General features: G+C 65.1%; 20 protein-coding genes. 12 read left to right on the plus strand and 8 right to left on the minus strand.

Going from position 1 to position 25,247, the window contains the following annotated elements; translation table 11 throughout:
* A partial coding sequence (gene rrtA / locus ABDB81_RS26950; RefSeq protein WP_346814062.1) for a rhombosortase occupies nt 1–601 on the minus strand: 601 nt, incomplete at its 3' end.
* 58 nt (nt 602–659) lie between these two features.
* A complete protein-coding gene (gene glnE, locus ABDB81_RS26955; RefSeq protein ID WP_346814063.1) occupies nt 660–3,653 on the minus strand; it encodes a bifunctional [glutamate--ammonia ligase]-adenylyl-L-tyrosine phosphorylase/[glutamate--ammonia-ligase] adenylyltransferase in 2,994 nt (997 codons plus the stop codon).
* 99 nt (nt 3,654–3,752) lie between these two features.
* Here glnE and ABDB81_RS26960 point away from each other — a divergent pair, with 99 nt between their 5' ends.
* The 3 genes from ABDB81_RS26960 (at nt 3,753) to tldD (ending at nt 10,491) form a co-directional block, all read left to right on the plus strand.
* Nucleotides 3,753–8,054, plus strand: a complete 4,302-nt coding sequence (locus ABDB81_RS26960; protein ID WP_346814064.1) for a YhdP family protein — start codon at nt 3,753–3,755, stop codon at nt 8,052–8,054.
* Nucleotides 8,055–8,112: 58 nt separating this feature from the next.
* Complete coding sequence (locus ABDB81_RS26965) at nt 8,113–8,961, plus strand: carbon-nitrogen hydrolase family protein (protein ID WP_346814065.1); 849 nt, start codon at nt 8,113–8,115, stop codon at nt 8,959–8,961.
* A 69-nt stretch (nt 8,962–9,030) separates the two neighbouring features.
* A complete protein-coding gene (tldD, locus tag ABDB81_RS26970; protein ID WP_346814066.1) occupies nt 9,031–10,491 on the plus strand; it encodes a metalloprotease TldD in 1,461 nt (486 codons plus the stop codon).
* A gap of 70 nt (nt 10,492–10,561) precedes the next feature.
* Here the strand turns inward: tldD and ABDB81_RS26975 are convergent, their stop codons facing one another.
* A complete protein-coding gene (locus ABDB81_RS26975) occupies nt 10,562–11,617 on the minus strand; it encodes a class I SAM-dependent methyltransferase (RefSeq protein ID WP_346814067.1) in 1,056 nt (351 codons plus the stop codon).
* A gap of 476 nt (nt 11,618–12,093) precedes the next feature.
* Here ABDB81_RS26975 and aroG point away from each other — a divergent pair, with 476 nt between their 5' ends.
* Nucleotides 12,094–13,176, plus strand: a complete 1,083-nt coding sequence (gene aroG, locus ABDB81_RS26980) for a 3-deoxy-7-phosphoheptulonate synthase AroG (protein ID WP_283205158.1) — start codon at nt 12,094–12,096, stop codon at nt 13,174–13,176.
* A gap of 69 nt (nt 13,177–13,245) precedes the next feature.
* On the opposite strand, the gene ABDB81_RS26985 is transcribed toward aroG, so the two are convergent.
* A complete protein-coding gene (locus tag ABDB81_RS26985) occupies nt 13,246–13,641 on the minus strand; it encodes a c-type cytochrome (RefSeq protein WP_346814068.1) in 396 nt (131 codons plus the stop codon).
* 11 nt (nt 13,642–13,652) lie between these two features.
* On the minus strand, nt 13,653–13,997 hold the full coding sequence (locus ABDB81_RS26990; protein WP_137928020.1) for a cytochrome c: 345 nt from the start codon (nt 13,995–13,997) through the stop codon (nt 13,653–13,655).
* 505 nt (nt 13,998–14,502) lie between these two features.
* Between ABDB81_RS26990 and ABDB81_RS26995 the strand changes: the two genes are divergently transcribed.
* Genes ABDB81_RS26995 through ABDB81_RS27005 form a run of 3 tightly spaced genes read left to right on the plus strand, consistent with a single transcriptional unit; the run spans nt 14,503 to nt 17,193 of the window.
* Nucleotides 14,503–15,387 carry a MoxR family ATPase gene (locus tag ABDB81_RS26995; protein ID WP_137928019.1) on the plus strand — a complete coding sequence of 295 codons (885 nt, stop codon included), beginning with the start codon at nt 14,503–14,505 and terminating at the stop codon, nt 15,385–15,387.
* A gap of 10 nt (nt 15,388–15,397) precedes the next feature.
* The gene (locus ABDB81_RS27000; RefSeq protein ID WP_137928018.1) at nt 15,398–15,991 is read left to right on the plus strand and encodes a GNAT family protein; all 594 of its coding nucleotides are present in this window, start codon (nt 15,398–15,400) and stop codon (nt 15,989–15,991) included.
* A 26-nt stretch (nt 15,992–16,017) separates the two neighbouring features.
* Nucleotides 16,018–17,193, plus strand: coding sequence for a VWA domain-containing protein (locus ABDB81_RS27005; protein WP_160471819.1), 1,176 nt, complete (start codon nt 16,018–16,020; stop codon nt 17,191–17,193).
* 24 nt (nt 17,194–17,217) lie between these two features.
* Here the strand turns inward: ABDB81_RS27005 and ABDB81_RS27010 are convergent, their stop codons facing one another.
* Nucleotides 17,218–18,120, minus strand: a complete 903-nt coding sequence (locus ABDB81_RS27010; protein WP_137928016.1) for a LysR family transcriptional regulator — start codon at nt 18,118–18,120, stop codon at nt 17,218–17,220.
* 182 nt (nt 18,121–18,302) lie between these two features.
* Between ABDB81_RS27010 and ABDB81_RS27015 the strand changes: the two genes are divergently transcribed.
* The 3 genes from ABDB81_RS27015 (at nt 18,303) to ABDB81_RS27025 (ending at nt 21,192) form a co-directional block, all read left to right on the plus strand.
* Nucleotides 18,303–19,289, plus strand: a complete 987-nt coding sequence (locus ABDB81_RS27015) for a tripartite tricarboxylate transporter substrate binding protein BugE (protein ID WP_160471817.1) — start codon at nt 18,303–18,305, stop codon at nt 19,287–19,289.
* Between the two features lie 24 nt (nt 19,290–19,313).
* Nucleotides 19,314–20,186, plus strand: a complete 873-nt coding sequence (locus ABDB81_RS27020) for an N-formylglutamate amidohydrolase (protein WP_137928014.1) — start codon at nt 19,314–19,316, stop codon at nt 20,184–20,186.
* Nucleotides 20,187–20,475: 289 nt separating this feature from the next.
* Entirely contained in the window at nt 20,476–21,192 is a 717-nt protein-coding gene (locus tag ABDB81_RS27025) for a hypothetical protein (RefSeq protein WP_137928030.1), read from the plus strand.
* Nucleotides 21,193–21,365: 173 nt separating this feature from the next.
* Here ABDB81_RS27025 and ABDB81_RS27030 read toward each other — a convergent pair whose 3' ends face one another.
* Nucleotides 21,366–22,508 (minus strand): M14-type cytosolic carboxypeptidase, encoded by a 1,143-nt coding sequence (locus ABDB81_RS27030; RefSeq protein ID WP_137928013.1) that lies wholly within the window; start codon nt 22,506–22,508, stop codon nt 21,366–21,368.
* Nucleotides 22,509–22,550: 42 nt separating this feature from the next.
* Nucleotides 22,551–23,336: a peroxide stress protein YaaA gene (gene yaaA / locus ABDB81_RS27035; protein ID WP_160471814.1), complete on the minus strand. Its 786-nt coding sequence runs from the start codon at nt 23,334–23,336 to the stop codon at nt 22,551–22,553.
* A 40-nt stretch (nt 23,337–23,376) separates the two neighbouring features.
* Here yaaA and ABDB81_RS27040 point away from each other — a divergent pair, with 40 nt between their 5' ends.
* Both ABDB81_RS27040 and ABDB81_RS27045 read left to right on the plus strand, forming a co-directional pair.
* Nucleotides 23,377–23,919, plus strand: a complete 543-nt coding sequence (locus ABDB81_RS27040) for a putative toxin-antitoxin system toxin component, PIN family (protein ID WP_160471812.1) — start codon at nt 23,377–23,379, stop codon at nt 23,917–23,919.
* 53 nt (nt 23,920–23,972) lie between these two features.
* A complete protein-coding gene (locus ABDB81_RS27045) occupies nt 23,973–25,142 on the plus strand; it encodes a pyridoxal phosphate-dependent aminotransferase (protein ID WP_137923064.1) in 1,170 nt (389 codons plus the stop codon).
* Nucleotides 25,143–25,247: the final 105 nt, after the last annotated feature.

Here is a 25,247-nt window from a genome sequence, read left to right on the forward strand (position 1 = left end):
GCAAGCCTCTAGCTGTCCTGCACACAAAAAAACTGACAGGCCCCCGCCTCCCCCACCACTCCCCCAGCAACCAGCACCCCAACCCCGCCATCGCACCCGCCGCGTGCGCGCCGCGCACGACGCCGAACCCCCATGAGGGATCGAACACGATGGCGGCCAGCCACGATTGTTCCAGCCAGACCTTGCCGAGTACGATGAGGCAGGTCACCACGCCGATCACGCGTGACCAGCCGGGGTCCTGCAAGAGTTTCAGCGCTACCCACAGCGCCAGCCCATGCGTGGCGCCCGACAGTCCGCCATACCAGCCAACAGCCGGCATGCGCAGCAGCGCCACCTGAGCGATCAGTCCGCAGATCACCAGCACGGCCAGCATCTCGCGCACGCGTGCAACCCGGCCTGCCAGCAGCAGCAAACCGACGGTCGCCGCCACATCGGACAGGTAGTGCTGCCAGCCCAAATGCACCCACATCGCGGTCACGATGCGCCACCACTGGCCGTCGATGCGTACCGCGTCGCGCACGTACAGCCCGTGTGCGTGCAGCCAGGGGACGAATGTGAATGCCGCGGCCAGCGCGGCCACACTCACCGTTGTAGCGAGCATGGCCGGCCACGACGGCAGGCGAACGGGCTTCGGCGCCGATGCCTCCTCCGCCGACACCTCAGCCCGCACCGAACACCGCGTGCCAGAGCGCCCGCACCGGGGCCACCTGCTCGCTGACGCTGTCAGGCGGCACGCGCGCCTGATCGTGGCCGTCGAGCCGCAGCTTGTGCTGGCGGGCGCGGAACAGCCGGTAAGCGTCGCCCACGGCCAGCGCCAGGCCGGCATCGATCAGGTTCAGTACCCCGGCCATGCGCAGCAGCGCGATATTGCCCGCGTTACGCGTCAGTTCTGGATGTGCGCCGCTGTGCAGCAGCACCAGGTATTGCACCGTGAACTCGATATCGACCATGCCGCCGCGATCGTGCTTCAGGTCGAACAAGTCGGTCGGATTCGGATGGCCCTCGGCCACCTTGGCGCGCATCTGCACGATTTCCTCGCGCAGCGCGGCGGCATCGCGCGGCTGGCGCAGGATCTCGTCGCGCAGGTCTTCGAAGCGATTGCCGATCTCGCGGTCGCCGGCGCCGAAGCGCGCGCGCGTCAGTGCCTGATGTTCCCAGACCCACGCGGTGTTGTCGCCCTCGCGCAATTGGTAACGGCGGAACGCATCGAAGCTCGTCACCAGCAACCCCGCTGCACCATTGGGCCGCAGGCGCGTATCCACATCGAACAGCATCCCCGCAGCCGTATGGCTGGTGAGCCAGGTGATCAGGCGCCGCGCGTAGGCCGCGTAGACATCGGGGGCGCGCTCGTGGTCGTCGTCGTAGAGGAAGATGATGTCGAGGTCGGATGCATAGCCCAGTTCCTTGCCACCCAACCGGCCATAGGCGATCACTGCGAAGCGCGGAGTGTCGAGATGGCGCGTGGCCAGTTGCCGCCACACAGCCTGCATGGTGACTTCCAGCATCGCATCGGCAAGGTCGGATAGCCGGTCGGCCACCTGCTCCACCGTAAGCATGCCCCGCAGGTCCTGCAGCAAGATGCGGAACGTCTCGGCATGGTGCTCACGGCGCAGGATGTCCATCTGCGTCTCGACCTGTCCGTCCGAGGCATGCAGCCGCTCGGCCAGCCGCTCGCGGAAAGCCGCCCAGTCCGGCGCGGCGGCGAGCGCGTCGCTGTCCAGCAGTTCGTCGAGCAATTGCGGATGGCGCGTCAGGTAGGCGGCCGCCCAGCGCGACGCGTGAAGTGTCTGCGCCACGCGGTCCATCGCCTGGGGGTACTCGGACAGCAGCGACAGATACGATGCGCGCCGGCTGATCGCATCGAGAAAGTCCAGAAAACGGGTAATCGTGCTGTCGGCATCGTCCTGCCTGGCCGCGAGGTCCAGCGCGCGGTTCACCAGTTGGTCGAAGCGGTTGCGGCTCGATTCCGACAACGCGCGATACCGCATCGACGATCCAATCGCGCGCAGCCGGTCGTACAGCCCCGTGCAATCGCTGAAGCCTGCGGCCTGCAACGCCTGGCATGGCGACGATTGCGGATCGGTCTCGTCGTCCGGGCTGGCCTGCGCCGCGCGCGATGCCATTTCCTCGCGCACCAGTGCCGGCCACAGCGGCTCGCTCTGGGCCGCGCCGTCTTCCGCGAACGGATCGGCGAAGGTGGCGTCGAACTGCTGGGCCACCGGTGCCATCAACGTGTTCATCAGCGCCACCAGCGCGTCCCAGTTCTCGCAGCCCATCATCAGGGCTACGGCCTGGCGTTCCTCGTCGGACGTGGGCAGGTGGTGCGTCTGCGCATCGTCACGATACTGGAGCCGGTGTTCGAGCTGGCGCAGGAAACGGTAGGCATCGGCCAGCTCGCCGGCCTGACCCGTGGGCAGCAGGTTGCGCGCCACGGCTACATCCAGCACTTCCAGCGTCGGACGCACGCGCAGCGCCGGGTCCTGTCCGCCGCGGATCAACTGGAACACCTGCGCCATGAACTCGATCTCGCGGATGCCGCCACGGCCCAGTTTGATGTTGAAGGATTTCTGGTTCACGCCATGGCCGGCCAGCCCACCGCTGCGCTTGGCGGCCTCCGAACGGATCTGCCCGTGCAGCGCGCGGATGGCGGCAATCACGCCGTAGTCCAGGTAGCGGCGGAACACGAACGGCGTGGTCAGTCGCCCCAGCAGCGCGGCGGCCCGTTCCGCGTGCGGAGTGTCGATGGCCGAGACCACCCGACCCTTGATCCACGCGTAGCGCTCCCACTCGCGGCCCTGTACGACCAGGTATTCCTCCAGCATGCCAAAGCTGCAGACCAGCGGCCCGGCGTCGCCGTTGGGGCGCAGCCGCATGTCCACGCGGAACACGTAGCCGTCGCCGGTCACCTCGGACAGCAGCGTGATCAGCCGCCGTCCCAGCCGGATGAAGTATTCGTGGTTCGACAGGCTGCGCTTGCCGCCCTGGGTGTCGCCGTCCTCGTCGTAGAGAAAGATCAGATCGATGTCCGACGACACGTTGAGTTCGCGCCCGCCGAGCTTGCCCATGCCCACCACCACCAGCTCCTGCACTTCTCCGCTCTGCGCGCCGGTGGGCTGGCCATAAGTCGCCGCCAGATCGTCGCCGAGTATACGCAAGCCATGCTGCACGGATAGTTCGGCCAGGTCCGTCATCGCCCCGGTGATCTCCCCCAGCGTGGCCAGGCCGCGCAGGTCGCGCTCGATCAGCGTGCACATCACCTCGGCCCGCAGGCGGCGCAGTGCCTGTGCGGCAACGGCCTCCGCATCGGCGGAAGGGACTTGCAGGGCGTGGAGGCGCTCCACCATCCAGTCGCGCGAAACCGGGCCAATCGCCGCTTCGGCCACCACGCCGGACATGCCGGCGCGCGCGGACATCACGCGGCGCGCGTAATGGGAGTACGCCGCCGAGTACAATACGTGGCCTTCGGATTCGACCGGGGCCAAGCCCTGCGCCGAAACGGTGGCGAAGGCCCCCTGGGCCATGCTGCCGATCGGGCCGGCGGCCCCTTCGAGGGTGGGATTCGATGTGGTGCCGGCGCCATCCTGCATGCGCTGCGGGTCGGTCGGTGCCAGCGGATGGCCCGCGGCGGAACTCGTCGGATCAGGGACAGTCATTCCAGTAACTTTTGCATGTTGGGCAGGCGCCGCGAACAAAGTGGCGACGCTTGCCTGCACCACTTTGGAGAGCGGCTAGTATTGTCGGATAATCTGCGCATGTCCAGCCGCCCCACCGCCCCTCACGACGGTTCCGCGCCCCCTGGCGCGGCTGCCGACGGAGCCGCCGCGGGCGCCGCCGCTTCTTCTGCTTCCCCAGCATCCGCCTTGCGTCCCGCATCAAGCCGTGGCCGACGCGCGGCGGCACTCGTCCGTGCCCTGCTCGGCGGCAGTTGGCGCAACCTCGTGGCAGCCATGCGGCATCCAGCCTGGAGCCGGCTCTGGCGCGTGCTGGTCCGCACCGTCCTGGCCCTGGTAGCGCTGGCCGTGGTCGCCGTGCTGCTGATCCGCTTCGTACTCTGGCCGCAGGCCCATACGGCCCGCCAGTGGCTGGAGCGCGAGGGCTCCTCGGCGCTGTCGGCCCAGCTCACCATCGGCCAGCTCGACACCTATTGGGACGGCTGGCACCCAGCCTTCCGCGCCAGCGACGTGCGCGCCGTGGATCGCCAGCAACGCACGCTGCTGGCCGCCGGCTCGCTGCAGGGCAAGCTGTCCTGGCAGTCGGTGCCCACCATGGCGCTGCAGTTCGCCAGCCTGACCGCCGACCGCACCGATGTGCTGATCCGCCGTACGCGCGAGGGCCACCTGCTTGTGGCCGGCGTGCAAGTGGATGCCAACAAGCGCAGCGACGACAACGATCCGTTCCTGAACTGGCTGCTCTCGCAGGGCCATATCGATCTGGTCAGCGGCAACCTGCGCTGGCTTGACGAGAAAGCCGGGCTGCCACAGCTCGACGTGGCCGACATCCACTTCACGTCCCAGCGCCGGGGTGCCCAGCACACGCTGAGGCTGGAGGCGCGCAGCGAATCGCTGGCACCCCAACCGCTGACGGTGCAGACAACGCTGCGGCACGACTACCTCTATGGCGCCGGCAACTGGCAGCACTGGACCGGCCAGGCCAACTGGCAGTTCAACCAGGTACAGCTTCCGGTGGTGCAGCGCTATCTGGCGATCTTCGACAACGTGCGCAGCGGCGTCTTCAGCACCGACGGCACGGTCGATTTCCGGGGGGGCCATGTATTGCGCAGCCAGACACGGATGCGCGCCTCGGGCGTGGACCTGCATCTGTCCGGCGCACCTGAGCCGCTGCGTCTGTCCAACGCCCAGGCGCTGCTGCTACATGGCGGCGACCGCAACGGCAACAACACGCTGACCATCGACACCCTGCTCTGGCAGACCGAGCCGCTGGCAGGCCCGCCGTCCAACGCAGACGCCTCGTGGCGCGAGGGCATGCGCAAGGTCACGATCTCGTGGACGCGCGACGACGCTGGCCAGTTGCGCAAGTTCGGGCTGAAGGCGCCGACTTTCGACCTGAACACGCTCCGGGCGATGGCCGCGTCCATGCCGCTGGACATGGCCGTGCTGCGACAGTTGCGCGCACTGCAGCCCGCTGGCCACATCGATAATCTCGACGTGGCATGGTCACGCGAGCGCGCCAGCATGCTGACACGCGCCCCCGGCACGCCGCATTACACGGTGCAAGGCACGCTGCGCAACGTGTCGGTCAACAGCCAGCCGGCCGTCCCGGCCGTGGGACCCGACGGCAAACCGCATACGGGTACGCCGGGGTTCACGCAGTTGTCGGGCACCTTCAGCTTCGACGATCGCCAAGGCACGGCCCGGGTGGACAGCAGCGGCGCCTCGATCAGCTTCCCGGGCGTATTCGACGATCCGCGCGTACCGTTCGACACCCTGCGCGGCGAGGTGCGCTGGACGCACGAGAACAATCAACTGGTGGTGCGCACGCCGGGCATCCAGTTCGCCAATGCCGATACGGCCGGCAGCGTGCGCGGCAGTTGGCAGACCGGCGGCGACGGCAAGAGCGGCATCGCGGACCTGAGCGGGCAGCTGGACCGCGCAATGGCCAATCGCATTCCGCGCTACCTCCCCACGACGATGCCCGCCACGCGGCACTACCTGGAAGGCGCGCTCGTGGGCGGCGAAGCCCACGACGTGAAATTCCTGGTCAAGGGCGACCTGCATCACTTTCCGTTCCACCCGCCATTTGCCCGCGCTGGCGACTTCCGCGTGGAAGTGCCGGTGCGCAACGTGAGCTACCAGATCGCCCCGCACGAGACGGGCCCGAACGTCGGCGGCGCCGCGCCCGGCACGGCCGCCACGGGTAACGGTGGCACGGCGTGGCCCGACTTCACGGACATCACGGGCAACCTGCTGTTCGAGCGCAGCAAGATGTCGTTCGTGGCCAGGCAGGCCACGGTACGCGGTATTCCCGGGGTCACGCTGCGCGACGTCAACGGCCAGATCGACGACCTGAGCGATCACGGCCACCTGCAACTCGACGGCGCGGCCACCGGCCTGGTGCAGTCGTTCCTGCGCTACGTAGCCGTCACGCCCGTCAAGGGCTGGACCGGCAACATCACGGAAAATGCGCGCGCGCCTGGCCACGGTGAACTGAAGCTCAAGCTCGACCTGCCGCTGAGCCACGCGGCCGGCTCGAAGGTCAACGGCGAATTCCGCTTCCCCGGCAACGATGTCACGCTGATCCCGGAACTGCCCCCGCTCTACGGCGCCACGGGCGCTGTTGCGTTCGACGAACACGGTTTCCAGCTCAACGGCGTGCGCGGCCGGTTCCTGGGCGGCGAGACGCGCATCGCGGGCGGCACGCAGCCGGACGGCACCACGCACGTGACCGTCGGCGGTACCGCCACGGCACAGGGGCTGCGCGAGGTGCTGGGCGCGGGACTGGGCGCTCGCGTCGAAGGCACCACGCCCTACTCCGCCGTGATCGGCGTGCGCGAGAAGCATCTGCAAGTGCAGGTATCGTCCGAACTGAATGGACTCGCGCTCAACCTGCCAGCGCCGCTTGGCAAGACCGCCGGACACGACTTGCCGCTGCGCATGGAACTGCGACCGGTGGCGGCGCGCGCGGGACTCGACGAACTGTCGATCCAGCTGGGCAGCGCCAACAGCGCCCGCTACCTGCTGCGCCGGGGCGAGAGCACCGACGTCATTTCCGGGGGTATCGGCCTGGGACAGGCGGCGCCCCAACCGACCAATGGCGTGGCGATGGCGGTCAGCGCCGAACGGCTCGACGTGGATGCCTGGCGCAGCCTTCTCGACACGTCCGGTGAAGAGCGCAAGCCCGGTAGCGAAGTGGACCGCTCCTCGCCGTTCCTGCCCGAGCGGATCAATGTCCGGACGAAGACGCTCGATGCCTTCGGCCGCAGCATCGATGACGTATCGATCGAGGCCAATCGGCAGGCCGGCGGCTGGAACCTGCAGATGGGTTCGCGCCAGATCACCGGCAACGGCCAGTGGCGCCGCGATGCCAGCAGCCCGGCGGGCCAGCTCACGGTACGGCTGTCGCACCTGGACGTTCCGGATTCAACCGACGACGGCCACATGACCGACGCCATCACGCGCAGCGTCGAGGAAATGCCGGCATTGGACCTCGCCGTGGAGAAGTTCGTGCTGCACGGCCGCGATTTCGGCAAGCTCGAGGTCAAGGCCCATACCAGCCACACCGAGAATCAGCCCGTCTGGACGCTGGACAGCCTGACCATCGAACAACCCGGTGCCACACTGACCGGCAACGGTAGCTGGCGCCTGCCGCGCCGGCTGCGCGAGGCGGCCGCCCAGGGGGCGGCATCGCCTACCGAGGGCCGCCGCACGCTGCTGAACTTCAAGCTGGATATCCGCAATGCCGGAGATGTGCTGGACCGCATGGGCATGGCCCACACGGTGCGCGACGGCAAGGGCTCGCTCGAAGGGCGGATCGCATGGCGCGGCTCGCCCATGTCGATCGACTATCCGACGCTGACCGGCAAGCTGAACCTGCAACTCGAGAACGGCCAGATCCTGAGCGTGGACCCGGGCGCGGCGCGGCTGCTGGGTGTGTTGAGCCTGCAGAGCCTGCTGCGCTTTGCCACACTGGACTTCCGCTCGGTGACCAGCAAGGGCATCGTTTTCGACGATATCAGCGGCTCCGGGACCATCGAGAACGGGGTGGGCCGGACCGACGACTTCCGCTTCAAGGGCAGCCAGGTCATGGCGTCGATGCGCGGCACGGCCGACCTGCTGCACGAGACCCAAGACCTGAACGTGGACGTGACGCCGCGCATCAACGCCACCACCACGTCGGTGGCCGCCGCTTTCATCAATCCGGTGCTCGGCATCGGCACGCTGGCCGCGCAACTGCTGTTTGCGGACGAGTTCTCCAAAGTGTTCACGCAGCACTACCACGTGAGCGGCTCGTGGGCCGACCCCAAGGTGACGAAAACGGAGGACAATGAGCCGCGCCGCGCACCGATCCTGGATCGCTCGGGGGTCTATCCCCGCTAGGCCACCCCGGACAGCCTTCCCACACTCTGCCGCCACCTCCGACGCCACAGGAAACACGATGACCGCCAGTTCGCCGAGTGCATCCACGCAACCGTTTCACGTGGCCGCCATCCAGACCGTGACGGGCACCTCGCTCGACGACAACCTCGCCCGCGCCGACGCGCTGATCGCCGAGGCCGCGCGAGGTGGCGCCCAGTTGGTGCTGCTGCCGGAATACTTCTGCATGATGGGACGTCACGAATCGGACAAGGTCGCGATTCGCGAGCAGGATGGCGACGGCCCGGTGCAGAGGTTCCTGGCGGATGCGGCACGCCGCCATCGCCTGTGGATCGTCGGCGGCACCCTGCCGATGTGGTGCGGCGACGACAAGCGCGTCTACAACACGTCTCTGGCCTTCGACCCGCACGGCAAGCGCGTGGCGCGCTACGACAAGATCCACCTGTTCGGCTTCAAGAAAGGTACCGAAGACTACGACGAATCGCGCACGATCCTGGCCGGCAAGACGCCGGTGTCATTCGATGCACCGTGCGGCCGTGTGGCGATGTCAGTCTGCTATGACCTGCGCTTCCCCGAGCTGTATCGCGGTTTGGCTGCAGGCAAGGGAGGGCCGGGCCTGAGCTTGATTCTGATGCCTGCCGCCTTCACCTACACCACAGGGCAGGCGCATTGGGAAATCCTGCTGCGCGCCCGCGCCATCGAGAACCAGTGTTATGTGCTTGCGGCAGCACAAGGCGGCAAGCACGAGAACGGCCGGCGCACCTGGGGCCACTCGATGCTGGTGGACCCGTGGGGCGAGTTGATGGGGGTGTTGCCGGAGGGTGAAGGCGTGGTGTCGGGCGTCATCGATCCGGCCCGGCTGGCCGAGGTGCGCCAGAACCTGCCGGCGCTGCGCCATCGCGTGCTGTAGGATTGACGACATTAACGATTGCATGCCGCCGTGGCCTGGGTGCCACGGGGTGAAAGACCAAGGAAAATCATGAACGCCGGAGATCTCGGAATCCGCAACCTGGCCACCGCGCAACAACTGCTGCTGGCACCGTACGGTCTCGACGAGGCCAAGCTCCAGCGCGTGCTGGCCGATATCTTCACGCACAAGGTGGATTACGCCGACCTGTACTTCCAGCACACGCGCAACGAGGCGTGGAGCCTGGAGGAAGGCATCGTCAAGTCGGGCAGCTTCAGCATCGACCAGGGCGTGGGCGTGCGTGCCGTGTCGGGTGACCGCACGGCGTTCGCCTACTCGGACGACATCAGCCTGGCTGCGCTGTCGCAGGCTGCGGCAGCCACGCGCACCATCGGCAAGAGCGGCAGCGGCCGCATCAAGGTGGCCGGTTCGCTGGCCTCGCAAACGGGCCGCAACCTCTATACCCCAAACGATCCGCTCGATTCCATGACGGCCACCGAAAAGGTAGCGCTGCTGGAAAAGATCGAGAAGATGGCGCGCGCCAAGGACCCGCGCGTCGTGCAGGTCATGGCCGGTCTGGCGGGCGAATACGACGTGGTGCTGGTGGCGCGCAGCGACGGCGTGATCGCCGCCGACGTGCGCCCGCTGGTGCGCGTGAGCGTGACGGTCATCGCCGAACAGAATGGCCGTCGCGAGGTGGGTTCGTCGGGCGGCGGCGGCCGATACGCCTACGGCTATTTCACCGACGATCTGCTGCGCCAGTACGTGGATGAAGCCGTGTCGTCGGCCCTGGTCAACCTGGAAGCACGCCCGGCCCCGGCCGGCGCGATGACCGTGGTGCTCGGCCCGGGCTGGCCCGGCGTGCTGCTGCACGAAGCCGTGGGCCACGGCCTGGAAGGCGACTTCAACCGCAAGGGCTCGTCGGCCTTCGCGGGTCGCATGGGCGAGCGTGTGGCGGCCAAGGGCGTGACGGTGGTGGACGACGGTACGATCGCCAACCGCCGGGGTTCGCTGAACCTCGACGACGAAGGCAATCCGACGCAGTGCACCACGCTGATCGAGGACGGCATCCTGACCGGCTTCATCCAGGACACGCTGAACGCGCGCCTGATGAAGATGCCCGTCACCGGCAACGCGCGCCGCGAAAGCTACGCCGCCCTGCCGATGCCGCGCATGACCAACACCTACATGCTGAACGGCGACAAGGACCCGGCGGAAATCCTCGCCAGCGTGAAGCACGGCCTCTACGCCGTGAACTTCGGCGGCGGCCAGGTCGATATCACCAACGGCAAGTTCGTGTTCTCGGCCAGCGAGGCCTACATGATCGAAGACGGCAAGATCACGTACCCGGTCAAGGGCGCCACGCTGGTCGGCAACGGCCCGGAATCACTCAAGGACGTGACGATGATCGGCAACGACATGCGCCTGGACTCGGGTGTGGGCGTGTGCGGCAAGGAAGGCCAGAGCGTGCCGGTGGGCGTGGGGCAACCGACGCTGCGGATTGAAAACATGACGGTGGGCGGGACGGCTTAAGGCCTCTCTCTTCCCAATCGCTCTGTTTGCTCCCCTCTCCCGCCTTGCGGGAGAGGGGAGAAAACCTCCCCTACGCCTTCACCTCATAAACCAGATTGAACGGCGTCTGCGCCGCCCGTCTGAACTTCCCGAATCCCCCCTGCTCCGTGACGCCGCGCATGCGCGCTTCCCCTGCCTGCGCGCCGAGGCACATCGCACCTTCCTGCGCGCGCGAACCCGGCGTGCAGATAAACGTCGAGGCGGAATAGAACACGCGTCCCACGGGATTGAGATTGTCCTGAAGGCTGTCGTTCGCAAACGGCTCGACGATCATCCAGCAGCCATCCGGTTTCAGTGACTGACGGACATGGCGCGCGGCGCCCACCGGATCGCCCATGTCGTGGAGGCAGTCGAACACGGCAACCAGGTCGTAGTCGGTCCCCGGGAAATCCTTGGCGGAGGCCACCTCGAACGAAACGCGGTCACCCACGCCAGCACGGCGCGCGGCATCGGTCGCGTAGCGGATCGACGGCTCGTGATAGTCGAAGCCCCGGAAGGTCGCGTTCGGAAACGCCTGCGCCATGATGATCGTCGACGCGCCGTGCCCGCACCCGACATCTGCCACCTTGGCGCCAGCTTTGAGCCGCGCTGCCATGCCTTCGAGCGCCGGAATCCATTCGCCGACCAGATGCGCCGCGTAGCCGGGCCGGAAGAATCGCTCCGTGCCGTGGAACAGCGAAGGGTCGTGCTCGTGCCAGCCGAGACCACGACCATTGCGGAAGATATCAAGCATGCGCGGAATCGCGCGGAATTGCGCCACCGCGATCTGGAACGCGCCGGGGATGAATGCCGGACTTCCTTCCTGCGCCAGCGCGAACGCCTGCTCTTCCGTCAACGAGAAGGTATCGCGAGCGGCGTCGTATTCCACGTAGCCACTCGCGGCCTGTGCGGATAGCCATTCTCGTAGATAGCGTGGATCGGTTTTCGTTTTCTCGGCAAGGGTATCGGCGCTCATCGGCTTTTCGGCCAGCGCCTTGTACAAACCCAGTTCATCGCCCACCACTACCGTGGCCGCGTGCATCACCGCGCCCAGATCCTGGACGAACTGTCCCATGAAGGCATCGAGCCTCGCTTCATCGATTGGCATGATCGCTCCCCACTGCTGAATTCTTGTTCGGCACTCGGGCAAACCCGGTACACGATTCCAATATAGGCAGGCGAAACGCTCTGCATTCGCTTAAATGCGATGCAGTTGCCGCTTGCAAGCACTCTGGAAAAGCGATATAAAGATGCTTCGTTGCTACGCGCGTGGCGATTGCACCCCCTCCTTTCCCGGATCGGGGCGCAATAAAATGCCTTTCGATTACGCGCCGCAGCATAAATGTCACGCATCCGCGTAAAACCGACACAAGCTGACCCTAGCCGCTCCGATTTCCGCCATGACCGCCAAGTTTTACTTTTACTTCTTTTGGCATCTCACACCGCTGGCGGATAGAGAGGGACGGCTGTAAGCAGACCCCGAATGCAAAAGAAACCGCCAGCAACCCTGGCGGTTTTTTTATGTCCGCCACGATTGCGAAGCACCATTCCAACAGAATCCATACCTCACAAAAACCCGGAGCCATCATGCTGAAGAACACCGACGACCTGCGTATTCGAGAACTCAAGGAACTGCTGCCGCCGGCACACCTGATCCGCGAGTTCGCCTGCTCGGAAGCCGCGTCCGACGTGATCTACGGCGCGCGCCAGGCGATGCATCGCATCCTGCACGGCATGGATGACCGGTTGATCGTCATCATCGGCCCGTGCTCCATCCACGACACCAAGGCTGCACTGGAGTACGCCAGGCTGCTCAAGGTGCAGCGCGACCGCTTTGCCGGCGAGCTGGAAGTCGTGATGCGCGTCTACTTCGAAAAGCCGCGTACCACGGTGGGCTGGAAAGGTCTGATCAACGATCCGCACATGGACGGCAGCTTCAAGATCAACGACGGCCTGCGCACCGCCCGTGAACTGCTGCTGAACATCAGTGAAATGGGCGTGCCGACGGGGACGGAATATCTGGACATGATCAGCCCGCAATACATTGCCGATCTGGTGAGCTGGGGCGCCATCGGTGCACGCACCACGGAGTCGCAGGTCCACCGTGAACTGGCATCCGGGCTCTCCTGCCCGGTCGGGTTCAAGAACGGCACCGACGGCAACGTCAAGATCGCCGTCGACGCGATCAAGGCCGCTTCACAGCCGCACCATTTCCTGTCGGTGACCAAGGGCGGCCACTCGGCCATCGTGTCGACGGCCGGCAATGAGGACTGCCACATCATCCTGCGCGGTGGCAAGGCCCCCAACTACGACGCCGCCAGCGTGCAGGAAGCCTGCGACGCCATCGCCAAGTCCGGCCTGGCCGCGCGCCTGATGATCGACGCCTCGCACGCGAACAGCAGCAAGAAGCACGAGAACCAGATGCCGGTCTGCGAGGACATCGCCCGGCAGATGGCCGGCGGCGACCAGCGCATCGTCGGCGTGATGGTGGAATCCCACCTCGTGGCCGGCCGCCAGGACCACGTGCAGGGCACCCCTGTGGAAGACCTGACCTACGGTCAATCCGTCACCGATGCCTGTATCGGCTGGAATGACTCGATCGGCATCCTGGAAACCCTGTCCAACGCCGTGAAGCAGCGTCGCCTGGTGTCGGGCAGCGGCAACTGATTCGGACGCGCTGCTTCGGATACAACAACGCCGGCTTCGAGCCGGCGTTTTTTTTCAGCGTCTGGCAGCTTATTTCTTCAGCACCAGATCGCCCTTCAGCGAGCCGATATAAGCGGCCATGTCCTGGATTTCCGCCTTGGTGAAGGGACGCGGCTTGCCGTTCTTGTCGGCGACTGCCGGGTTGCTGTTCATCTGGCCGGCCATGATGGCGTTGGTGCGGCCCACCATGCGGTTGCCGCTGACCTGGTAGGCCGACATCGCGTGAAACAGGTAGTCCGGATGTTGGCCCGCCAGTTTGGGGTAATCAGGAGAGATCGGTGCGTTCAGGTCCTTGCCGTGGCAGGCCACGCAGCCGCCCTTGTCCACCAGCGCCTTGCCCGCGGCGATATCGGCCGCCAGTGCCGGCAGCGCGGCGCCCAGTACCACCGCGCCCAGCGCGTACGAAACTGCTTTCAGCATCTTCATGTTGGCGAGTCCTACTTGAGCGAGTTGTTCTTGGTATCGGACTTCTGCTGCGAGTAGTACGCAGCCACGTCGGCGATGTCCTTGTCCGTCAGGCTCGCGGCAATCGCATGCATGGTCGGATGCTTGCGGTCGCCCTTCTGGTAGCCCTTGAGCGCATTCTCGATGTACTTGGCGCTCTGGCCGCCCAGCAGGGGTACCTGGTAGGTCTCGGGGAACGATGCACGGTAGCCGGGAATGCCATGGCAGCCGATGCACATTGCAACCTTGTCGCGGGCGGTGTCGACATTGCCCTTGTCCTGGGCATGCGCTGCCGTTGCGGCCGCGCCCAACACAACCATCGTGAGGAGCTTTTTCATTGTCGTAGCTGAATGGGAAGTGTTAAACCGCGTGTGACCTGCCCCTTGCCGGGACGCCAGACGGAATGCGGGATTGGGGACGTGAAGCGGATCGCCGCAGATCCGCCGAGTTCATCGGTGGACAGGGCGCAGCCGGGCGTGATGCTGATGTGCCGCGGTGCTTAGACACCATTCTTGCAACCATCTCGCGCTGTTGCCGCCTCCCGATGCTCCGCCATGTCTCTGGTGGCGGAACTGCCGGGCTTGAGGAGGATATTGACTTGGGGGGCGCGTCAAACCGGCGCATTGTACCGCAGCGGGCACGCGCCGGTCCACGCCACACACTTGGGGTGTGCCCCACTGAACACGAACGGCGATCTGCTCTTATACTGGCCCATTCCGGCCGAATTTCCGATTGTTTCGAAGGTTTGTCGGCCCGCTCAGATTGCTGTTACCGAAGTACCGTTCCCCATTGTCAGCCGACAGGCCTGCCTGGCAGACCTGTCGCGAAACACCAGGTTGCCTCATGTCCACCCACGCCAACGCCCAAGCCAATTCGCCCCAGCAGGTCAAGTTCGAAGGTAGTGCCCAGTACGTTGCCACCGACGACCTGAAGCTGGCCGTCAACGCCGCGCGCACGCTGCAGCGTCCGCTACTGATCAAGGGTGAACCCGGCACCGGCAAGACCATGCTGGCCGAGGAAGTGGCGGCCGCGCTGGGCATGCCGCTGATGCAGTGGCACATCAAGTCCACCACCAAGGCGCAGCAGGGCCTGTACGAGTACGACGCCGTGTCGCGCCTGCGCGATTCGCAACTGGGCGATGACCGCGTGCACGACATCCGCAACTACATCGTCAAGGGCGTGCTGTGGCAGGCGTTCGAAGCCGACGAGCCCGTGGTGCTGCTGATCGACGAGATCGACAAGGCCGACATCGAGTTTCCGAACGACCTGCTGCGCGAACTGGACCGCATGGAGTTCTACGTCTACGAGACGCGCGAACTGGTCAAGGCACGCCATCGCCCGTTGGTGATCATCACGTCGAACAACGAGAAGGAATTGCCGGACGCCTTCCTGCGCCGCTGCTTCTTCCACTACATCAAGTTCCCCGATGCCGAGACGATGCAGCGCATCGTCGACGTGCACTACCCCGGCATCAAGCGCGAGCTGGTGGCCGCCGCGATGGAATCGTTCTACGAGATGCGCAACCTGCCGGGCCTGAAGAAGAAGCCGAGCACGTCGGAACTGATCGATTGGCTCAAGCTGCTGATGGCCGAGGACATCCCCGCCGAGGCGCTGCGCAGCCCCGACCGCAAGGCCGCGATCCCACCGCTGCATGGCGCGCTGCTCAAGAACGAACAGGACGTGCATCTGTTCGAACGTCTGGTGTTCATGAACCGCGCCAACCGTTGAGCGAATCGCCATGACGAAGTTTGTTCAGCCCATCACGCTGACCGGGAAACACGCCACGCTGGCACCGCTGTCGATGGCGCACGCCGAGGGCCTGCGCGAGGCCGCCGCCGATGGCGAACTGCACAGGCTCTGGTACACGAGCGTGCCCGCACCGGCCGCCGTGGAAGCCGAGATCGAACGTCGCCTGGGCCTGCAGGCGCAGGATTCGATGCAGCCGTTTACGGTGCTCGATGCCGAAGGCCGCGTGGCCGGCATGACCACCTACATGAATATTGACGGGAAGAACCGGCGCGTCGAGATTGGCTCCACGTGGTACGCCAAGCGCGTGCAACGCACGGCGCTGAACACCGAGTGCAAACTGATGCTGCTGCGCCATGCGTTCGAGACACTCGACTGCATCGCCGTGGAATTCCGCACGCACTGGATGAATCACCAGAGCCGCGAGGCCATTGCGCGGCTGGGCGCCAAGCAGGACGGTGTGCTGCGCAGCCACCTGCGCATGCCCGACGGTTCCCTGCGCGATACGGTGGTCTTCTCGATCATCGCCAGCGAATGGCCCACGGTGCGCGCGCACCTGCAATACCAGCTCGAGCGTCCGCGTTAAACACGTACGAGCCGGGAGACACACCCATGCTGATCGACTTCTTTTTTTCGCTGCGCCACGCCAAGCTGCCGGTATCGGTCAAGGAATACCTGACGATGCTCGAAGCGCTGCGCGCGCAGGTCATCGCGCCATCGATCGACGAGTTCTACTACTTGTCGCGCATGACGCTGGTCAAGGACGAAAAGCACTTCGACAAGTTCGACCAGACCTTTGCCGCCTACTTCAAGGGCGTGGAAAATCTGGTGGACTGGAAGAGCGATATCCCGCTGGACTGGTTGCAGAAGACGCTGGAGCGCGAACTCTCCCCCGAGGACAAGGCCAAGATCGAGGCCATGGGTGGCCTCGACAAGCTCATGGAGCGCCTCAAGCAACTGCTCGACGAGCAGAAGGAAAAGCACGAGGGCGGCAACAAGTGGATCGGCACGGGCGGCACCTCGCCATTCGGGCATGGCGGCTATAACCCGGAAGGCATCCGTATCGGCGGGCCGTCGAAGGGCAACCGCACCGCGATCAAGGTGTGGGAAACGCGCGCCTACAAGGATTACGACGATCAGGTGGAGCTTGGCACGCGCAACATCAAGGTGGCGCTGCGCCGCCTGCGCCGGTTTGCACGCGAAGGGGCCGAGACCGAACTCGATCTCGACGACACCATCCACTCCACGGCGGCCAACGCCGGTATGCTCGACATCAAGCTGCGGCCCGAGCGCCACAACAAGGTCAAGGTGCTGATGTTGATGGACGTGGGCGGCTCGATGGACGACCACATCAAGCGCGTGGAAGAGTTGTTCTCGGCCACCAAGACCGAGTTCAAGCATCTGGAGTACTACTACTTCCACAACTGCCTGTACGACTACGTGTGGAAGAACAACCGCCGCCGCCACGCCGAGAAAATCGCCACGTGGGACTTGATGCACAAGTACACGCCGGACTACAAGGTGATCTTCGTTGGGGATGCGACGATGAGCCCGTACGAGATCCTGCAGCCCGGTGGCTCGGTGGAGTACAACAACCCGGAAGCGGGCGCGGTCTGGCTCAATCGCATGATCGAGCAGTTCCCGCGCTTCGTCTGGCTCAACCCCGAGCCAGAGGGTCTGTGGCAATACCGGCAGTCGATCACCGTGATCAACCAGATCATGAAGAACCGCATGTATCCCGTGACGTTGGCGGGGCTGGAAGAAGCGATGAAGGTGTTGTCGAAGTAAATCGGCGAAGGAATCGACGAAGGCTTACGCCACCACGTCGACGCCTTCCATCACCCACTGCCGGAACGTCTGCAGCGCCGGCAAGTGGGCCTTCTGCTCCGGGTAGCACAGGTAATAGCCCTTCCTGGCGAGCACCCGCGCCGGGTGCGCCACGATCAGCGTGCCCGTTGCCAGTTCCTCCTCGATCAGGCAACGCGGGATCAGTGCGATACCCAGCCCCGACACAGCCGCCTGCGTGAGCAGCGTGAACTGGTCGAAGCGCGCGCCGGCCCAGGCTTCGCGCGTGGAAATACCGAGCGCCGCGAGCCAGTCCGGCCATGCCTCGGGCACCGTCGTGTGGTGCAGCAGCGGATACCGCAGCAGCGCGCCCGGTGTCTTGGCCACGCCGCCCGCTTCATGCACGAGCAGGCCGGGACGGCAGACCGGCAACACTTCCCTTCCTGTCATGTAGTCGGCCTGGGTGCCGGGCCAGACGCCATCGCCAAAACGGATGGCTGCATCCAGATCGGGCTGCGAGAAATCGTAGCCCTGCGCATGGGGCACGAACTCCAGCGTGACCTCGGGATAGCGGGCAAAGAACTGCGGCAGCCGGGGAATCAGCCATTTGGCGCCGAGCGTCGGCATGCTGGCGATATGCAGGATGCCGCCCCGCCCTTGCCGCGCGATCAATTCCACGCTGGCCGATTCGATGGTGTCGAGGCTCGGCCCGATGCGTTCCAGATAGCGCGCACCGGCCTGCGTCAGCAGCAAGCGCTGACGCACCCGCTCGAACAGCTCGACCCCAAGGAATGCCTCCAGGCTGCGTACCTGCTTGCTGACGGCGCCCTGCGTGACGTGCAACTCGCGCGCAGCGACCGTAAAACTGCTATGCCGTGCGGCGGCCTCGAAGGCCACCAACTCGGTCATCGACGGGCATAAGCGTCGCATGAACCACCTCACTTCTCACACATCAATACCAAACGGAATGATCGAGGGATTTTATTTCGTTTGCAAGCGACTTCGTTCGGCGCGCAGAATCGGGAAGCCCAGGAAACATAGATTTCCTACTATCTCCGCAGGTCTCCAGCCTTCAGAAGCCCCCTTTCTCTCTTCTTAACGGAATCCCTTCGATGCAACGCCGTCCCCTGCTGAAAGTCCTCGCCGCTGCCACTGCCTTCGCGGCCGCTGGCATGACCCTGCCCGCCTTTGCCCAAGGCACCTACCCGACCAAGCCGATCACCCTCGTCGTGCCCTTCCCCGCAGGCGGCACCACCGACATCGTGGCGCGCATCGTGGCCGACAAGCTCGGCCAGCAACTGGGCCAGGCTGTGGTCGTGGACAACCGTGGCGGCGCTGGCGGCAGCATCGGCACCGGCTTCCTGGCCAAGGCGGCGCCGGACGGCTACACGCTCGGCATCGCCACCGCATCGACGCACGGCATCAACCCGGCCGTGTACCCGCGCCTGCAATACGATGCCACCAAGGATTTCACGACGATCACGAACCTGGCTTCGGTGCCCAACGTGATGAGCATCAACCCGGCGGTCAAGGCCACGGACATGAAGTCGTTCATCGCGCTGGCCAAGTCGGAGCCGAACAAGCTGGCCTATGGCTCGGCTGGCAACGGCAGCGTGTCGCATATGATGGGCGAACTGTTCAAGATGAGCAGCAAGACCGAACTGCTGCACGTACCGTATAAGGGCGTGGGTCCGGCGCTGAACGATGCGCTGGCCGGTCAGGTGCAGATCCTGTTCGACAACCTGCCGTCGTCGCTGCCGTTCATCGAAGGCGGCAAGCTGCGCGCGCTGGCCGTGGCTTCGCCGAAGCGCGTGGCGGCCCTGCCGAACGTGCCGACCTTTGCCGAACTGGGCCTGCCCGAAGTCAACGATGCCGCGTGGTTTGGCCTGATCGCACCGGCCAAGCTGCCCGCCGATATCCAGGCGAAGCTGAACGCCGCCGCCATCAAGGTGCTGGCCATGCCGGAAGTGAAGGCCAAGTTCGAAAAGCTGGGCGCCTCGACCGTGGGCGACACGCCGCAGCACTTCGCGCAACAGATCGCCGCCGAAGTGGCCAAGAACAAGAAGGTGGCCGCCGCCGCCAAGATCTCGCTGGACTAATCCGATTCACCACTGGCAGCACGTATGACTGAAGCAGAACGAAAGACCGCGGAAAGCCCGTACTTCCTGCGCATGCCGGAAGGCGAGAGCGGACCGCTCTTTCTGGATTCACCGCATAGCTGCACCACGTATCCGGCGGACTTCCGTTACGCCGCCGGACTGCCACTGCCGCTGCTGCGGCAGGCAGAAGACACGTTCGTGGATGCGCTCTACGCCGATGCGCCCGCGCGCGGCATCCCGCTGCTGGAAGCAGGTTGCCCGCGCAGCTACCTCGACGCCAACCGTGGCCTGCAGGAAATCGACGAGAGCCTGCTCGATGCTTCGTGGCCCGGTCCGAAGCAGGAAACGTCCAAAACCCGTCTCGGCAAAGGGCTGGCCTGGCGTGTACTGGACACCGGCGAGGCCATCTACGACCGCAAGCTGACCGTGGCGGAACTGCAGGCGCGTATCGACACGTACTACGTGCCGTACTACGCGCAGTTGCAGCGCCTGTCGGACCTGGCCGTGGCGAAGCATGGCACGGCCTTCCACATCAACTGCCACTCGATGCCGAGCGAGGCCGCGAAGTTTGCGACCGAGCACCCGGGCCTGCAGCATCCGGATTTCGTCGTGGGCGACCGCGACGGCACCACGTGCGACACGCGATTCACGGACCGCGTGGAAGGCGTACTCAAGGAGATGGGCTACGACGTGTGGCGCAACCACCCTTACAAGGGCGTGGAAATCGTGCGTGTGGTGGGCCAGCCGCAAGCCAATCGGCACAGCCTGCAGCTCGAAATCAATCGCAAGCTGTATATGGACGAGGTGGGCCTGACCCGCACAGCCGGCTTCGGCAAGCTTCAGCACGATCTCAATGCGCTGATGGACGAACTGCTTCGCTTCGCGCGCACATTCTGAGTCCGCTCTCACGGACGCCGCAACGGCGTCCGCTTCCCGGGACACGCCTGATGGGTGTCTCGGGGATCGCCTAGTTGCGCCAGATCATCGTCTTCTGTATTGCATGCGTGAACTTCGTCGCTGATCGCTACCGGATGTAAGCAATTAGAACGAAGAGTAACAAGATTAGGGAACTCTGCCGGAAGGCTTTCCTCTATCATGGCACTCCTTCACCACCTTCCTTGCTTCGACAAGCAACGACGATCCCGTGATTCGACGAATTTCCGAACTGTTGGGCAGCCCGCTCCGCATGCTGACTGCCGCAGTGGCTGGTGCCATCGCCCTGACCGGCTGCGCAACCGCGCCGACCGATGAGGCAGCACCCGCCACCCCCGCACCCGCCGCAGCACCTGCTGCCGCCGCACCCGCTCCGGCCGTTGCCAAGCCGCCGCCGGTCATCAACAAGAACCCGCCTACGACCACCGTCACGCTGCCTGACAAGGGTCGCGTCAGCCTGGCCGAATACCGCAGCCGCATGCGCGAGCAATTGATGAAGTCGGAAAACGCCACCGCACCGGTGGCTGACTGCGCGGCTCATGCAAGCTGGGTCGTGCCACGCTCGGCAAACTACGATGCGTTGAAGATTCCGACCGGTGCGCTGTCCACAGGACAGGCCACCGAGGAAGGCTGGGAAGGCCGCTTCTCGCCCGGCAAGCAGGCTGTGCCGGTCAGCTCGGTGGTGACGTTCAGCGCCACGGCACACAAGCGGCGCGGTGAAGCGCAGTGGCAGCCGGTGAAGGTCCGCTGCGGCTATAACGACGGCATGATGCTGGCGTACGAGCTGCTCGACAGCAACGGCGACACGATCATCGAACCGCCAGCGGCTCCCGCCGTGGCCGTTCCGTCGCAAACGAAGAAGAAGGGCAAGAGCAGCGCGAAATCGACATCGTCCGCGAAGAAGTCTTCGACGAAGTCGACTTCGTCATCGGCGAAATCGTCTGGTTCGAAGACGAAGAAGAAACAGTAAGGCAGGCGCCTCGTCCCGCCTCTTGGTTCTGCTCCCCTCTCCCGCGTTGCGGGAGAGGGGTTGGGGGAGAGGGCCAGAGGTTTTGCTTGCCGACCAGCGGCAATTTGCACCGCCTGCCCTCTCCCCCGCCCCTCTCCCAAAGGGAGAGGGGAGAAAACCCCAGAGGGCTTGTGTCAGCCCAAATACTCCCCAATCGCCTGCAGCATTGCCGTGCCCAGCAGCGCGCTCTTGGCACCATTCCAGCCGACCACCGCATCGGGCAAATCCGCGTTGTCCTTGAATGGCATTTCCAGCGTCAGCGCCAGGCAGCCGAACGTGTGGCCGATGTACTTCGACGCCAACTTGAGCGCGTCGGCGTTGTACTTGCTGGCCGCATAGCCGTGCACGTCCTGAAAGTCCGGCGTGGCGCGCTTGAAGGCGTCGATGAAGCGTGCCTGCTGTTCGCGTTGAGCCTCCGTGAAGCCGGGCAGCATCTCGCTGCCGGCAACGAAGTTGTACGGTAATGCCTCGTCGCCATGGATGTCGAAGAACAGGTCCACGCCTGTCTGCTCGATGGCACGGCGCACGTAGAACACCTCGGGGCTTGTTTCCTCGCTCGGCTGCATCCATTCCCGGTTCAGGTTCGCGCCAGCGGCGTTGGTACGCAGGTTACCGCGTGCCGAGCCATCGGGATTCATGTTCGGCACGATGTGGAACACAGCTCGATCCAGCAGCGTGCGCGCCACCGGATCGCCATTCCAGATGCCAGTGCCCGTCAGCCGCTGCAGCGTCCCCTCGACAAACCATTCGGCCATGCTTTCGCCCGGATGCTGGCGCGCGATCATCCAGATGGTCTTCTTGCCAGGCCCAGGCTGACCCACGGTCACGCAGGTCAGGTCGCGGCCATCGACGGTGCTGCCGAGGTGCGACAGCTTGGCAAGCGGCGAGCGCTGGCACGTGGCCAGCAGCGACAGGTGGCGCTCCTCGGAGTACGGCTCGAAGTAGGCCAGCCACACACTGTCGTGCTCCGGCGTGAACTCAACCGTCATCGTGGCGCCGTCATAGCGCGTGGGCACGCGGAACCAGTGCGCGCGGTCGTACGAGGCCACCGCGTGGTAATCGCGCCATCCATCGGGGTACGTACACTCGCCCGCATTCAGGAACTTCATCGCGCAGGGCTGGCCCGCTGCACCCTGCAGGCGGAAGTGAAACCACTGGCGGAAATCGGCGTGCGAATCGGCGCGGATGCGCAGGCGGATATCATCGGCGCGCGCGGCGGATTCCACCTCGATGGCGCCGGAGTCGAACAGTGTGGAGATATGCAGTGCTGAGTTCATGCGTCTTATCCTCGGGTCTCAGTCTCTCGGTGTCGATGCGGGTCAGTCTTCCAGGCGGCGGCGGAATACCCAGCGCGCATCGTCGGAAGCTGCCTTGTCGAAAGCGTAGCCGTCCTCGCTGAAACGCTTCAGCTTTGTGGCGTCGGTCACGCGATGGGTCACGGCGTAGCGGGCCATCGTACCGCGCGCCCGCTTGGCGTGGAACGAAATGATCTTGTAGCGGCCGCCCTTCCAGTCCTCGAACACGGGTGTGATCACGCGCGCGTTCAGCACTTTGGGCCGCACGACCTTGAAATACTCCTCGGAAGCCAGGTTCACCAGCGTGGCCGGCCCTTCGTGCTTCAGGTCGGCCATGTCCTTGTTGACGAGCTTCGTCACATCGTCGCCCCAGAATGCGTAAAGGTCCTTCCCTGCCGCCGTGTCCAGACGCGTACCCATTTCAAGACGATACGGCTGCATCCAGTCCATCGGGCGCAGCACGCCATAGAGGCCTGACAGGATGCGGATGTGCTTCTGCGCGAAGGCCAGGTCCTCCGTGGACAGCGTTGTCGCGTCGAGCCCATCGTAGACATCGCCGTTGAACGCCAGCACGGCCTGCTTGCTGTTGGCAGCGGTGAACTCGGGCGACCAGTCGCCGTAGCGGGTCACATTCAGCACGGCGAGCTTGTCGGAGATATCCATCAGCGACCCCACATCCTGCGGCGCGAGCTTGCGCAAGCGCTCGATCAGCGTGGCGGAACGGTCGATAAAGCGCGGCAGCGTGTGAGTCTTGACGCGTGGCGGTGTCTCGTAGTCCAGGGACTTGGCGGGGGACAGGACGATGAGCATGGCAAAATCGAGGCTGAAAACAAAGCTGAGATTGTAGCGAATGCCCACCGAAGTCACCGCCGGCGATCTGCCGCGCACTTCCGCACCCCCTTGCCCCGCCCTCCCGGCACCCCGCGTGGTGCTCGACTCCAACGTCTGGGTGGACCTGCTGGTCTTCCGCGATCCCCATGTGGAGCCGATCCGCGCCGCGCTGGCGGCAGGGACGATCGCTCCCGTGATCCGCGCCGACTGCCGCGAGGAACTGCGCCGCGTGCTGGCCTATCCGCAGTTCGCGCACTTCAACGTCGATATTCCGGCGGCGCTGGCCGAGGTGGACCGACTGACCACGCTCGAACCCTTCCCGGAGCCGGAGCAGATTGACGCCATCCGCCTGCCCAAGTGTCGCGACACCGATGACCAGAAGTTCATCGAACTCGCGCACCACGCCCGCGCGGTGCTGCTGGTCTCGAAGGACAAGGCCGTGCTCAAGCTGAAGGGCCGCCTGCGTCGCACCAGTGGCGTGGAAGTGCTCACGCCGCCCGCGTTCGCCAACTGGCTGGCTGCGTGGACACCAGCACCGGCCACCGTGGACGCGCCTCGCTAGCCACTAGCCGCTAGAATGTCGCAGCCGTTTCTCTCACGTTTCCGCAACCGACCATGTCCGAATCGACGCTCGCTCCCCTGAATCCGCCCCCTTCTCGCCTGCCTAACGTCGGCACGACGATTTTCACCGTGATGTCGGCGCTGGCCGCCGAGAAGAACGCCGTGAACCTGGGGCAGGGTTTCCCGGATTTCGATTGCGATCCGCGCATTGTCGAGGCCGTGGCCGAGGCCATGCGCGCCGGCCACAACCAGTATCCGCCGATGGCGGGCGTGCCCGCGCTGCGACAAGCCATCGCCGCCAAGATCGCCAGGCTCTATGACCACCAGTACGACTGGAACACCGAGATCACGGTGACGGCGGGCGCCACGCAGGGGCTGCTGACCACGATCCTGAGCGTGGTGCATCCGGGCGACGAAGTCATCGTGCTGGAACCGTGCTACGACAGCTACCTGCCTTCGATCGAACTGGCCGGCGCCACCGCCGTGCCGGTGCGTCTGGAAGCGCCGCTGTTCCGCATCCCGTTCGACAAGCTGGCCGCCGCGATCACGCCGAAGACGCGCCTGATCATGATCAACACGCCGCACAACCCCACCGGCACGATCTGGCGCGAAGACGACATGCAGCAACTGGCCGACCTGCTGGCCGGCACGGACATCCTGCTGCTGTCGGACGAAGTCTACGAACACATGGTCTACGACGGCCAGCGCCATGAATCGGTGGCGCGCCATCCCGAACTCGCGCGCCGCAGCTTTGTGGTGTCGAGCTTCGGCAAGACCTATCACGTCACGGGCTGGAAGGTGGGCTTCGTGGCCGCGCCCGTCGCGCTGATGAACGAGTTCCGCAAGGTCCACCAGTTCAACGTGTTCACCGTGAACACGCCGGTGCAATACGGTCTGGCGCAATACATGGCCGATCCCGCGCCGTACCTGAACCTCTCCGGCTTCTATCAGGCCAAGCGCGATTATTTCCGCGCAGGACTGGCCGGCTCCCGTTTCAAGCTGCTGCCGTCGGACGGCACGTACTTCCAGTGCGTGGACTATTCGGCCATCTCGGACATGAGCGAAGCCGACTTCTCGATGTGGCTGACGCGCGAGATCGGCGTGGCGGCGATTCCGGTCTCGGCGTTCTATTCCGAGCCGAGGGAATCGGGTGTGGTGCGGTTCTGCTTTGCGAAGAAGGAAGAGACGCTGAAGGTGGCGTTGGAGCGGTTGGGGAAGATCTAACCTCCCCGCGCCGGTTTTCTCCCCTCTCCCGCCTTGCGGGAGAGGGGCGGGGGAGAGGGCGAGCGGCTCTGCTTGCCGGCTTGTCGCAATTTGAAATGCTGGCCC

Source organism: Cupriavidus sp. DL-D2, from assembly GCF_039710735.1.
Taxonomy (GTDB): Bacteria; Pseudomonadota; Gammaproteobacteria; order Burkholderiales; family Burkholderiaceae; genus Cupriavidus.

Coding starts and splice junctions, on each gene's coding strand:
- ABDB81_RS27000 (WP_137928018.1), top strand. CDS start 15,398: ATGACGAAGTTTGTTCAGCCCATCACGCTGACCGGGAAACACGCCACG.
- ABDB81_RS27025 (WP_137928030.1), top strand. CDS start 20,476: ATGCTGACTGCCGCAGTGGCTGGTGCCATCGCCCTGACCGGCTGCGCA.
- ABDB81_RS26985 (WP_346814068.1), bottom strand. CDS start 13,641: ATGAAGATGCTGAAAGCAGTTTCGTACGCGCTGGGCGCGGTGGTACTG.
- ABDB81_RS27030 (WP_137928013.1), bottom strand. CDS start 22,508: ATGAACTCAGCACTGCATATCTCCACACTGTTCGACTCCGGCGCCATC.
- tldD (WP_346814066.1), top strand. CDS start 9,031: ATGAACGCCGGAGATCTCGGAATCCGCAACCTGGCCACCGCGCAACAA.
- ABDB81_RS27010 (WP_137928016.1), bottom strand. CDS start 18,120: ATGCGACGCTTATGCCCGTCGATGACCGAGTTGGTGGCCTTCGAGGCC.
- ABDB81_RS27005 (WP_160471819.1), top strand. CDS start 16,018: ATGCTGATCGACTTCTTTTTTTCGCTGCGCCACGCCAAGCTGCCGGTA.
- ABDB81_RS26975 (WP_346814067.1), bottom strand. CDS start 11,617: ATGCCAATCGATGAAGCGAGGCTCGATGCCTTCATGGGACAGTTCGTC.
- ABDB81_RS26995 (WP_137928019.1), top strand. CDS start 14,503: ATGTCCACCCACGCCAACGCCCAAGCCAATTCGCCCCAGCAGGTCAAG.
- ABDB81_RS27020 (WP_137928014.1), top strand. CDS start 19,314: ATGACTGAAGCAGAACGAAAGACCGCGGAAAGCCCGTACTTCCTGCGC.
- ABDB81_RS26960 (WP_346814064.1), top strand. CDS start 3,753: ATGTCCAGCCGCCCCACCGCCCCTCACGACGGTTCCGCGCCCCCTGGC.
- glnE (WP_346814063.1), bottom strand. CDS start 3,653: ATGACTGTCCCTGATCCGACGAGTTCCGCCGCGGGCCATCCGCTGGCA.
- ABDB81_RS27040 (WP_160471812.1), top strand. CDS start 23,377: ATGCCCACCGAAGTCACCGCCGGCGATCTGCCGCGCACTTCCGCACCC.
- ABDB81_RS27015 (WP_160471817.1), top strand. CDS start 18,303: ATGCAACGCCGTCCCCTGCTGAAAGTCCTCGCCGCTGCCACTGCCTTC.
- ABDB81_RS27045 (WP_137923064.1), top strand. CDS start 23,973: ATGTCCGAATCGACGCTCGCTCCCCTGAATCCGCCCCCTTCTCGCCTG.
- ABDB81_RS26990 (WP_137928020.1), bottom strand. CDS start 13,997: ATGAAAAAGCTCCTCACGATGGTTGTGTTGGGCGCGGCCGCAACGGCA.
- yaaA (WP_160471814.1), bottom strand. CDS start 23,336: ATGCTCATCGTCCTGTCCCCCGCCAAGTCCCTGGACTACGAGACACCG.
- ABDB81_RS26965 (WP_346814065.1), top strand. CDS start 8,113: ATGACCGCCAGTTCGCCGAGTGCATCCACGCAACCGTTTCACGTGGCC.